Source organism: Corynebacterium callunae (assembly GCF_046592015.1).
Classification (GTDB): Bacteria; Actinomycetota; Actinomycetes; order Mycobacteriales; family Mycobacteriaceae; genus Corynebacterium; species Corynebacterium callunae_A.
In genome coordinates this window covers 1-11,336 of record NZ_JAWVOB010000016.1, presented here as the reverse complement: position 1 = coordinate 11,336, position 11,336 = coordinate 1, and the positions used below count along the sequence as shown (strand labels likewise).

8 protein-coding genes are annotated in these 11,336 nt (G+C 55.6%); 2 read left to right on the top strand and 6 right to left on the bottom strand.

Annotated features, from left to right (window positions below; translation table 11 throughout):
- Positions 1–54: 54 nt before the first annotated feature.
- The 5 genes from SFC07_RS13045 to SFC07_RS13025 all read right to left on the bottom strand — a co-directional run bounded on the left by SFC07_RS13045 (position 55) and on the right by SFC07_RS13025 (position 6,938).
- Positions 55–1,080, bottom strand: coding sequence for an alpha/beta hydrolase (locus SFC07_RS13045; RefSeq protein WP_411208749.1), 1,026 nt, complete (start codon positions 1,078–1,080; stop codon positions 55–57).
- Between the two features lie 148 nt (positions 1,081–1,228).
- Complete coding sequence (zomB, locus tag SFC07_RS13040; protein ID WP_411208748.1) at positions 1,229–3,325, bottom strand: flagellar motor control protein ZomB; 2,097 nt, start codon at positions 3,323–3,325, stop codon at positions 1,229–1,231.
- A 148-nt stretch (positions 3,326–3,473) separates the two neighbouring features.
- Positions 3,474–4,475: a decaprenyl-phosphate phosphoribosyltransferase gene (locus SFC07_RS13035; protein ID WP_411208747.1), complete on the bottom strand. Its 1,002-nt coding sequence runs from the start codon at positions 4,473–4,475 to the stop codon at positions 3,474–3,476.
- The gene (locus tag SFC07_RS13030) at positions 4,472–4,978 is read right to left on the bottom strand and encodes a phosphatase PAP2 family protein (RefSeq protein ID WP_411208746.1); all 507 of its coding nucleotides are present in this window, start codon (positions 4,976–4,978) and stop codon (positions 4,472–4,474) included. The genes SFC07_RS13035 and SFC07_RS13030 overlap by 4 nt, the downstream gene beginning before the upstream one ends.
- Complete coding sequence (locus tag SFC07_RS13025; RefSeq protein ID WP_411208745.1) at positions 4,968–6,938, bottom strand: glycosyltransferase; 1,971 nt, start codon at positions 6,936–6,938, stop codon at positions 4,968–4,970. The genes SFC07_RS13030 and SFC07_RS13025 overlap by 11 nt, the downstream gene beginning before the upstream one ends.
- A 310-nt stretch (positions 6,939–7,248) precedes the next feature.
- Between SFC07_RS13025 and SFC07_RS13020 the strand changes: the two genes are divergently transcribed.
- A complete protein-coding gene (locus SFC07_RS13020) occupies positions 7,249–8,637 on the top strand; it encodes a DUF5129 domain-containing protein (protein WP_411208744.1) in 1,389 nt (462 codons plus the stop codon).
- Here the strand turns inward: SFC07_RS13020 and SFC07_RS13015 are convergent.
- Positions 8,590–9,108: a phosphatase PAP2 family protein gene (locus SFC07_RS13015; protein WP_411208743.1), complete on the bottom strand. Its 519-nt coding sequence runs from the start codon at positions 9,106–9,108 to the stop codon at positions 8,590–8,592. The two genes, SFC07_RS13020 and SFC07_RS13015, sit on opposite strands and share 48 nt — an antisense overlap.
- A 288-nt stretch (positions 9,109–9,396) precedes the next feature.
- Between SFC07_RS13015 and SFC07_RS13010 the strand changes: the two genes are divergently transcribed.
- Positions 9,397–11,220 (top strand): NAD(P)/FAD-dependent oxidoreductase, encoded by a 1,824-nt coding sequence (locus tag SFC07_RS13010; protein ID WP_411208741.1) that lies wholly within the window; start codon positions 9,397–9,399, stop codon positions 11,218–11,220.
- Positions 11,221–11,336 lie beyond the last annotated feature (116 nt).

Genomic DNA, 11,336 nt, shown 5'->3' with positions numbered 1-11,336 from the left:
CCGCAATGATGCGGGAGGCGCGGCGCTAGGGGGACGTCGAAAAGCGCTAGATTTTTACCAGGCGTTCATGACGTTGAGCACGCGGCCCTGGGTATTAACTAGCTGGGAATTGAACTGTCCCCAGCCATGGATGCCGGTGGCAGGATAGTCAGCGGTGACATTGAGACCCTGCAGGCGAGCCTTGGACTCCCAGAGGCGAGTGGAAATCAGGGACGCAGCCTCAAGCGCAGAGCCACTAAGACGCTGATCCAGGGGAACGCCAAAGTCTCCTGGGCCCCAGAGTCCGGAAGCAGCAGAGATGTAGACATCAGTATTGGCCAGACCACCCATGTTCCAAAAAGGATCGTTTTCAAAGCGACGTGGGCTCACGATGGAGCCGTACATAGCGTTGACGTTAAATCCGCCGGTGTCCAGCAGGGCCAGACGCAGCAAAGTCTGCATACCTGGAGCGGTGGTGTTGAGGTAACCAGACCAAGACATCGCCTGACGGAACTGATCTGGGTGCTTAGCAGCCAGATTCAGCGCTGCAGTACCACCCATGGACAGGCCAGCGATGGAGTTGTTATTGCGCGCAACGCCGAAGTTCTGCTCAAGATAAGCAGGAAGCTCAGAGGTAAGGAAGGTTTCCCACATGTAGATCACGGGATCGGAGGAGGAGAGGGAAGCCTGACCATTCCAGTCTGCATAGAAGGAACCTGCACCACCAATTGGCATCACGAGGGTGATGTTATTGGGCGCATAAAGCGCAGCTGCATTGGTATCAACCAACCACGCATTGGAGTAATTGGTGGCGCGCATGCCGTCTAGCAGGTAAAGGCCAGCGTTGCCTCCGCGCTGTGCGGGCTGCACCTGAACTGCGATATTTCGACCCATCGCCTGGGACCAGACATCACAGCGCTGTACCCAATAGCCGACGCCATCCCAGTCACAGGAACCGGTGCTGTCGGCACGCAACCAGTCACGGTTGGCAGCTGATGCAGTACCGGTTCCAACGACCAGGAGAGCAGCGGCGGCGGCAATGGCCACCAAGAGGGCTATTAGTTTCGAGCTAGCCGCGCCAGCAGCTGTACGTAGGGACATGTTTCTCCTCCGGGCAAATGGATACGAACTACTCGACAGTTCGGACCGTCGACACCTCTAGTTGCCTATCTTGTTTTCCGGGCCATACGTTACCAACTTGTGATCCTCTTGGGAAGTTTTAAGGAATCACTTTGATGTAATTTTGGGCTTATTGAGCTGCGTATAAAGGCCCTCCACGGGGTTCATCCAACTGTATATTCACAGGCCAGGATATTTGTGGGAGTCCTTGTTGGTCTTCCGCCGGGGTAGCTTGAAAATCTTTTAAAAGATCTGCCGGATCATCGGAAATTTCCAAGGTTCGGCCCGTTGTGAGGGCAAACTTTATATTTTTCACAAAACGATCTTGAGACATTGGCTCGCGGTAGGTCTGGAAAAGCTCCACCAATTCTGGGTTCCGCAAGGCCTGTCGTGCTTGGTAGATCATTTCCGTATCCAGCCAGCCCGGGCTATAAGCCAAAGGAGTGGCCGATTCTGCCACCTGCCATTCCAGAGCCATCAACTTATCGTGGCCAATGCGGCCACCTTCAATACGTGGCTGGCGTGCAGCAAGTGGCGTGGCCAAACCAATAAGGTCAGTAATACGCACATTAAGCGGCGCATTCATAGAGGTCATGCCCAGATTCACATGGAAAATCGTTGGTGGAAGATTAGCCAGGTCGCCCGCTTCAGCGCCCTCCACCCGGGGAGTGGTAATCCAGGAAAACTCCGCAGGTTCATCCATGGTGAGAATGCTCAGCTGCTGGCCAGTGGGCTGGACCAAAGTTTGATCCCGCATAACTTCCACATAGTCATTCAGCGAGGCCGCACCCAGGAAGTCTTCTGCATAAAGTGGTGCATCGCCAGGTTCACGATTAGTAAATCCAATCCAGAACTCGCGCTCATCCACCACATCTGCGCTGGTATTTTCCCCCGGATGGCCTTGCACAAAAATCACGCATGACCAGGCCCAAGTGGCAAAAACCAAAGCCAGCGCCACAAAATCCTGCCAGCCACGATTAATCACATTGATGGGGATAGCGGCTACAGGCAGCAAAATTGCAAAAAGTGGAAGCAGCAGCATACGGCCGTGCATAAAATCTCCACCCACGCGGATGACGTAAAGGAAGTGCACCAGCGCGCAAATAACAATGACCGTGATGGACATTCCTGGAGTGCGTAACCCTACCCTGCCCTGCGGTGCCTGCAATTGAGCATCCAAACGCCAGACACTAAAAGCTGCTGCGCCAATGAGCAAGGCCAGACCCAACCACAGGTTATAAGGCCCGGTGAAATCCTCAACATACGCCCAACCAGTCCCCCACACTGCATCCGATGCCGACTTTGCCACGGCAGTGTGTGGCACCATCAAACCGTAATAGCCCATGCGAAAAATCTGATATGCAGCGGGAATAGGTAGTGCAACAGCAAGAATTCCGAGTGCAACCCGCCAACGTGGCGCAGAAATAAGCAGCAACAAACCAGTCAGCGCACCATAAAGCGCCAGTTCAGGGCGCACCAGCCAGCTCAAACCAGACCAAAAAGCCAGCGCGTAGGTAATGGCGCCCGCCCGGAGCACCCCACCGGGTGCGCCACCTGAGGTAGCGCTTTTCGACGCCTGCTCGCGCGGTCCCGAGGTTGACCACAACACCAGCAGCAACCATTGGATAGAAATCCACATGATGGCCAGGCCCCATTCCAGACCAGAGGTGGCAAAATCACGCGCCGGAGACAAACTAAAATAGCCAATAATGCCTGCTGGAAGCATGATGGCCACCCTCTTGCGGTACAAATGCGCTGTGCCCAACACACCGATAACCGCCGCCACCGTGGTGAAAATTAGCGCCAACCATAGTGCGATATCTTCCAAACGCAAATCCGTCATGCGGGCAACCACATAAATGCAGTACTGCCACAACGTTGAGGTATTGGTTTCTACGCGCTCCCCGGCGTTAAAAACTGGGCCGTTACCAGCCAAAAGATTGCGCACTGTGCGCAGCACAATGAGGCCATCATCACTCATCCATTTGCGGGTCCACCCTGCCCAAAAGGCAAAGATACCAGCGGTAATAGCTGCCAAAAAGGTGGTGAGGAAGGTGATCTCAGCGCCAGAAGGCTTGAGTGTTTTTAGCGATTGGCGGTGTGCACCTACAGCCACGGGCCGACGCATAGTTTCAGTTGCGCGTGGGTGTTGCGCAGCTGACTCATCGGGCGCTGGTGTTGGGGAATTCCCGGGCTCAAATTCCGGACGCGGGGTGCTAAACGTCATGAGGGCAAATGCTAGCACCACCAGGGGGTCAATACGGCAATGGACATACTGCGCACCGTATTTAGCTTTTTGATGAGCCACCTTCAGCAAAACAAAAACCCTGCTGGAATAAACCAGCAGGGTCAATGTTTATAGATTTTTCAAACTTCTAGAGCATTGGCATGACATAAACAGCCATCACGATGCAGAGGATCCAGCCCAAGGCCAGGATCTGCAGCACCTTATCGTTAAGAGCTACTTCATCAGGAGCTCCGCCGTCGCCGGTATCAACACCAGCGGCATAACGCAGGATAGCGATGGTAAAAGGCACCATAGAAATCTGGTACCAAGGGCCACCATCATGAGCCTGCTGGGAAAGGTCAAAGCCCCACAGTGCATAGGACATCACCACAGCGGTTGCCGCCATGGTCCATACAAAGCGCAGGTAGGTGGGGGTATAGCTTTCCAAGGACTTGCGGATCTTGGCGCCTGTGCGCTCGTGCAGCAAAATTTCTGCATAACGCTTACCGGAAGCCATAAAGAGGGAGCCGAAGGCTGCGACCAGCAGGAACCATTGGGAAAGTTCGATTCCGGCAGCCACACCGCCGGCCATCGCGCGGAGCATAAAGCCAGAGGACACCAGGGCAATATCGATCACCGGCTGGTGTTTCCAACCGAAGCAATATCCCAATTGCAAGACGATATAAACGCCGATCACAGTAGCCAGTGCCACGCCATCGGTAGCCAAGAAGGACAGTCCAATAGCCAGCGCAATGAGGACGACAGCCATGGCATAGGCCATTCCTACTGGCAGCACTCCGGCGGCGATCGGACGGAAACGCTTGGTTGGGTGCGCGCGGTCAGCTTCCACATCGCGGGCATCATTAACCAAGTAGATGGCGGAGGCGCCAAAGCAGAAAACTACAAAGGCGAGGGCTACGTCGAGAAGCGTGCGTTGGTTGAAGATCGCATCGGCGCCGGCCGCCAAAGGGGCGGCCAGTACCAGCACGTTTTTAACCCATTGCTTGGGGCGCAGTGCCTTAACCATGGCATCGGCCAGGTTTTTAGGTGGCTGCTTCTTTTTACCATCTGGCTCAAGGGCCGAGGTATGTGGCTCGGAGCCGAGGAAATTGGGATGTTCGCGATGGTTCTCAGCTACGGGTTCGCTCACTTCATGGCCCTTTCAATCTTGTGGACGGTCTCTGCAGTTGCAGCACCCAGCAGGGCACCTGCGAGGACGTCTGTTGGGTAGTGGACTCCGAGAACCATACGCGAAAGTGCCATCACGGGAATACCGAGCAGTGGCACAGGTGACTTGGTGATGCGGGCCAAGTACACCATAGTCGCGGTGGTTGAGGTGGCATGGGAGGAAGGGAAACTCAACTTGGAGGGAGTTCCCACGCCAATTTTGATGACTTCATCATGCGGACGTGGACGACGCACCACGCGCTTGAGAATCACTGAGGCAGCGTGGCTGGCCAAGGCCGCCACAAAAAGCCCAGCCCAGGAGTTGCGGCGCTTTTTATCCAGCGCAGCGCCGGTGGCACCAAGGGCCATCCAGCCAGCAGCGTGTTCGCCCATCAAGCTCAAGGTGCGAGCGGTTGGGATAACGCCAGGTAAATCCACCAAAGCATCCTGAATTTCCACCAGGATTTGGACTTCCTTATTGCTCATCAAAAACCTTTCCCCATGCCTCACGGCTAACGAGTTCTGCATGGGCTGCGCGATAACGGGTGCGTAGTCCGTCGAAACGCTCTGCCACCTGCTTCTGCAACTCGCGGGACTCCTTGCCCAGCTCCTTGGCCTTATCGCGGTCGCGCTTGCGGTAGGCCACACCGCGGCCATCGGCCGTGGTCACAGTGGCGCCGTCCACGCGGGACAGGCTGAACCAACGTGCCTCAATCGGCGCGAAGTTGGCCTGTGGCACCTCGTGGTGAGCAGGATCTTCCTTGGACAGGGAGTGCTTGAGGCCCTTGGCCAGCCACACTGCCTTCTTGATGGGGGCAAGGCGGCCGCCGATGTCCTTGGTGGGAACACCGGGTACGCCAGTTGCGCGTGGCAATTCGGTGGCGCTTGGCAAAACCACAGCATCTGGGTAGGTCTTGCGGATCGCTGCGATGCGTGGCAAAGAGGTTTCCAGAATATTAAAGAGCTGCTCAGGTCCGGCCAGGAAGTCCTTCATGGCTTCATTTTGAATAGCCACCGTGGAGTATTCCAGGCACAGCAAATGCTTAAAAGTAGCCTTTTGCATGGACTTTACAATGCCTGCAACATCGCCATCGTGGTGGATGGCAGCAACCACCAGGCGGTTACGCAGGTGGAAGTAGGCCTGCCAGTCAATGGCGTCATCCTTATCGGACCAGGCCATATGCCAAATGGCGATACCAGGCCAGGTGGCGGTGGGGAATCCAGCAGCGCCGGCGCGCAGACCATACTCAGCGTCATCCCACTTGATAAAGAGTGGCAGTGGCTGGCCGATCTTTTCTGCGACCACGCGTGGAATCATGCACATCCACCAACCGTTGAACTCCACGTCAATGCGACGGTGCAGGTCACGGGAGTTGGGAGCATCTGGCTTATCGCCAAATTGGCCGCGGTCATGCAGTGGGTGCTTGGAGAAGTCATGGTCATAGTGCACATGGGGAGCTGAGGTCCACATGAAGTCACCGCGGTCAATAACCTCGCCCATGGAGTGCAAGTGGCTGCGTTCCTGCAGGTTAAGCATTTGTCCACCCACCAAAATTGGGGACTTAGCGTAGCGAGCTACCTGCAGTGCGCGCAGCACGGAATCTGGCTCAATGGCGATATCATCATCCATGTACAGAATGTAGGGGCTCTGTGCCGCGCCTGCGGCACCCTTGCCATCTACGCCACCCAGGGCCTCAAACATAATGCGGGAATAACCGCCGGAGCCGCCGAGGTTACCCTGACGGAACTCAAAAAAGCGCTCCCCAAAGTGCTCTACTGCAGCCTTGTAGCCTGGCTCATCAGCAGGGTGCTTATTGCCCTGATCAGGCATGATAACGGTGTCAATCACGGCGTCCACCGCAGGATCGGAGGCCAGTGCCTCCAGTGCTGCTACGGCATCTGCTGGACGGTTGAAGGTAGGGATACCCACAGTTGCGCGGGCCTCAAAAGGTCCTACCTCGGTGCCATCAGGCATGACCTGTGCCTTAGGGGCAACAGGTGCAAACCAGCCAGCTTCCTCGATGGTGGCATCGGTTTCAGCGGTGAGGTCAAACCAAATCCAGCCGCCATCCTCAAAAGGTGCCAGCGATACTTCAAATTCGATGACATCATCTTTAACCACGGAACCGGTGATACCGATGCGGGCACCATCAATCTTGGAGCGGTAGAGATCGATGCGGGCTTCACCCGCGACCTTCAGCTTCAGCACCACGGAATCCAGCTGTGACCAGCGGCGCCAGTAGCTTGCTGGGAAAGCGTTGAAGTAGGTCTGGAAAGACACCTCTGCGCCAGCGGGAACCTCCACACTAAAGCGGTCTTCCCATACCAGGCGTTCCTTATTGTTCTCAGCTTCAAGCAGGTATAGGGACCTGACATCCGCCGGCTCGCCGCGCCTCGGCAGGAGCACGCGCTGTAGCTGCTCAACCGCCAGGTTTGTTGCGCTCATTGACGTATCTTCACCCTTCATTGAACTCACAATTATTCGTCTCAAGCGTAGTATCAGGCAGCACCATTCACAGAACTTACGCGCCGCAAACCGCCCATAAAGATCTCCGTGGCCTCCAGCCACAATGACATAAGCCCTGTTCCAGGGCAATTAAAGGGGCGTGGGCAGAAAGCGCCCGGCAAAAGCGACATCCATCACCCCAACGCTAAAAAGACGCTTTTCGACGTCGCCTTCTTCGCTTATGTGGAGATCTGGTCACAATATCTTTATAGGCCTATTTTTTCTGCTAGCCCCGCCTAAACTAGGCGCCATGAGACCTCACACACTGACCAAGACCTTTAGTGGCCTCGCAGCTGGTGCATTATTTGTGATGGCCACACCCGCATTCGCGCAGGACACTATGACTGATCAGGGGGTGATTGAGGTCAGTGTCCTAGATACTGCAGATAAGCTCGCTGCCTCTGATGAGGACTTCCTTAAAACCGATACTCTCAAAATCGACTTCCCTGAGGAAGTAACGTCGGTCAATTACATCACCCTCTCTGGTGGCACCGAGAACATCAATGATGACGTGGAAAAGTATCTGCGCGCCGAACAACCAGCACTTATTCAAGAGGATTCTTTTGCCCCCGGCGTGGTAATCATTGCTGTCGGCTTTGATCCCAACACCATGGGTGCCTATGCCGGTAATGACGTTGCCGCAGCTACTGGCATTGCGGAACAAGCCCGCATTGATGGAATTACCGATTCCATGCGTCCCCTGCTGCAAGATGGCAAAACCACCTTGGCCATGGTGGAGGGCGCAAAGTCGGTGGCTGATACCTCAGTAGTTGCTGAGGATACCGAATTAAGCGCAGGCTGGGTTGCCGGAATTATCGGTGGCGTAGTTGTTTTGGTCGCTGCGATTGCTACCTGGGCGGTTGGCCATGAGCGTAAGAAGAAGGCCTCTGCCGCGCGTGAAAACTTTGATTATGCGCAGCGTAATTATGGTGAAGTAGCTCCGGACCTGGATGCCATTAATGTCCGTGCTCATTCCCTTACTTCCCCACTGGCTAATGATGAGCTGCGCCGCCAATGGGATGATGTGCATGAGAGATTCCTAGAAGTCAACGATATTTTTGGACGCCTAGAAGGCCTGAAAGCCAGTTCCTCTGATAAGGATTTTGCGCGGGCTTCCGATGACATTTCCAAGGCACATACCGCGGTGAAACAAATGGAAAAAGCTCAGGAGAATATCGATACCCTCTACAACATGGAGCATGGCGATGAAGATGTGCGCCGCCGTGAGCTCAACCAATTGCGTGAGGATATGCAGGAAGCTCGCCTGGACATTAATAAGAAGGACTCTTTGGTAGATAGCACCTTGGGCACCCTTATTTCTCGCGTGGAGCAGCTCGCGCCAACCTCGCCGAGTTTTATGGACGAGTACGCCCGCCTGATTCGTGATTATGCAGTCGCGCTGCGCGGCGTCGAAAAGCAGCTTAAAGACGTTAAACGCACCACCGACCGCACGGCACCGGCAATTTATGATGACAACTGGCGCGTGGGCACTGGCTATAACTCCTTTGTGCCTTATTACATGATCAGCACCTGGCATGCCGCCGATGTCAGCGCGGCGTCCAGCGCTTCCTCTTCAGGTAGCGCAAATACCTCATTTAGCAGTGGTTTCTCCGGCGCTGGTGGCGGTTCCAGTTGGTAGTTTTAGTGTCTTAAACAGCCCATAAACCCCGAGTACCACTACACAGCCCAGTGACCAGCCTGCGAGCAGGTCGCTGGGCCAATGCACGCCTACATAAAGGCGCGCGAGGCCAATGAGGAGCGTGAGGAGCCAGATCGCGATGACCCACCATCTGCGGAAAAGCAGCGTGAGCACAGTTGCCAGGGCGGCAGCTCCGACGGCGTGACCAGATGGCAGGGAAAAGTTGGTTTCCGTGACTAAATGCGGGGCGATCTGGGGGCGGGGGCGCTGCAGCAGCGCTTTGAGCAAAGTGCTGGATAAATTGGCGATGAGAACAGCGCTTGCTGGGAAGACGCTGCGTTTGGCAAGGCTGATGATGGCTGCTAGTGCTAGGGCGGCGGTAGGACCGGTGACATGCGTAAAAGCAACAACCAGAGGGTTGGGCGACGGAGTGCGCAGTTGGAGGAAAAACTCTAAAATATGCTGATCCATGCGCTTTCCTCCCTGGTTAATTTTTATCAACTCTAAGAGACGACATCTCCCCGGCGCGCGGTGCGGGGTGTAGAGGCGGGGCGGGGGTGACGTTTGGCTGCTGCTGCATTTTTACTGACTTTGAGTAAACGGGCAGGGTGTGGTGTGTTTTTTGAGGTTTCTTTGAAAATATTGGGGTGAAACAATTGGGGGCAATTTATGCCCTGCGCCACACCTTGAGGACAAAGGTGATGTAAACCACTTTGTAGATGTGTTGATCTTATCTTCGATTTTTCAAAGGAGCTTTAAGTGTCTACAGCAGAACCAAACACCCTCACTTCCCTTAATGCCTCGGCTGAAGCCTGGTTGGCTTCCTTCGAAGAAGCGCTTGGCGCTCCCGATGCCACGAGCGCAGCCTCCGCCGTGGTGCAGCTTTTTGAAGAAGACGGCTATTGGCGCGATCTCCTGGCCTTCACGTGGAACCTCACCACCGCCGAGGGTGCTGCCCAGATTTCCGAGATGATCAGCTCCACCTGGCCAGAGAGCGTGCTGCGCAATATCACCCTCAAGGGCGATGCCGCCGATGAGGGCAATGGTGTGACCCGCGTGCACTTTAGCTGCGATTCCGCACATTTTAGCTGCACTGGCATTGTGCGCCTACGTGATGGCAAAGCCTGGACCCTGCTGACCTCTGCGCGTGAGCTGCTGGAATTCCCCGAGCCCAAGGGTCGACGCCGTGAGCTGGGAGCTTCCCATGGAGTAACCGAGGACACCCGCAACTGGAGTGACCGCAAGCAGGAGCGCCAAGCTGCACTGGGCGTTTCCGAGCAGCCCTATGTGCTCATTGTCGGTGGTGGTCAAGGTGGCATTGCGCTGGCTGCGCGCCTCAAGCGACTTGGTGTACCAGCACTCATTGTGGATAAGGGCGAACGCCCCGGCGACCAGTGGCGTAGCCGTTACCGCTCCCTCTGCCTGCACGATCCCGTATGGTACGACCACCTGCCATATCTCCCCTTCCCTGATGACTGGCCAGTGTTCACCCCCAAGGACAAAATGGGTGATTGGCTGGAGCACTATGTGGGCATTATGGACCTGGACTACTGGACCAAGACCGAATGCCTCAACGCCAGCTTTAATGAAGCCGAGCAGCGCTGGGATGTGCAGGTCAATCACGATGGCACCGAAACCACCTTGCACCCAACTCAGTTGGTGATGGCAACGGGTATGTCCGGCTCCCCCAACCGCCCGCACCTACAGGGCGAAGAGAACTTCCAAGGCGAAATCCGCCACTCTTCCGAGCACCCCGGTGGCGATGCTGACCGCGGCAAGAATGTTGTGGTGCTGGGCGCTAATAACTCCGCTCACGATATCTGCGCCGATCTTTATGCCAACGGCGCTAAGCCAGTAATGATTCAGCGCACCTCAACCCACATTGTGCGTTCAGAATCCCTCATGCGTGAAGTCTTTGGCCCGCTCTACTCCGAGGATGCCCTCGAAGCTGGCATTGATACCGACACCGCCGATCTCCTCTTTGCATCCTGGCCTTATAAGGTGCTGCCAGAAATCCAAAAGGGTGCCTTTGACAAGATCCGTGAAGATGACAAGGAATTCTACGAGAAGCTGGAGAAGGCCGGATTCCTGCTGGACTTCGGCGATGATGATTCCGGGCTCTTCCTCAAGTACCTGCGCCGTGGCTCCGGCTACTACATCGATGTAGGAGCATCCGAGCTGGTGGCTGAGGGCAGGATTCCTGTGCGCTCGGGAGTCAGCATTGACCACGTGAAGGAAAACTCCGTGGTGCTTACCGACGGCACCGAGTTGCCTGCCGATGTCATTGTGCTGGCCACCGGCTACGGAAATATGAATAACTGGGTGGCGCAATTAATCAGCCAGGAAGCTGCCGACACGGTGGGCCCATGCTGGGGTCTGGGCTCTGATACCACCAAGGATCCAGGTCCATGGGTGGGAGAACTGCGCAATATGTGGAAGCCCACTGCCATTGACGGACTCTGGTTCCACGGCGGCAATCTGCACCAGTCTCGCCACTACTCCCGCTATTTGTCACTACAGCTCAAGGCACGCTTTGAGGGCTTGGATACTCCTGTTTATAAAAAGACCGAGGCGACTGCATAAGTCTGGTTCATCGCGGAAATCTCTCGACATCACACGCTCGAGAGAGGTCAAAAGTTCTCGAATTCACTAGCTCTTTCGAGTGCGTGATTTCGAGACCTTGCAGGCGCTTGTCGCTG

What these genes read in the sequence shown, in the direction of transcription:
- SFC07_RS13025 (WP_411208745.1), bottom strand. Translation starts at nt 6,938, where the DNA reads ATGAGCGCAACAAACCTGGCGGTTGAGCAGCTACAGCGCGTGCTCCTG.
- SFC07_RS13015 (WP_411208743.1), bottom strand. Translation starts at nt 9,108, where the DNA reads ATGGATCAGCATATTTTAGAGTTTTTCCTCCAACTGCGCACTCCGTCG.
- SFC07_RS13020 (WP_411208744.1), top strand. Translation starts at nt 7,249, where the DNA reads ATGAGACCTCACACACTGACCAAGACCTTTAGTGGCCTCGCAGCTGGT.
- SFC07_RS13030 (WP_411208746.1), bottom strand. Translation starts at nt 4,978, where the DNA reads ATGAGCAATAAGGAAGTCCAAATCCTGGTGGAAATTCAGGATGCTTTG.
- zomB (WP_411208748.1), bottom strand. Translation starts at nt 3,325, where the DNA reads ATGACGTTTAGCACCCCGCGTCCGGAATTTGAGCCCGGGAATTCCCCA.
- SFC07_RS13045 (WP_411208749.1), bottom strand. Translation starts at nt 1,080, where the DNA reads ATGTCCCTACGTACAGCTGCTGGCGCGGCTAGCTCGAAACTAATAGCC.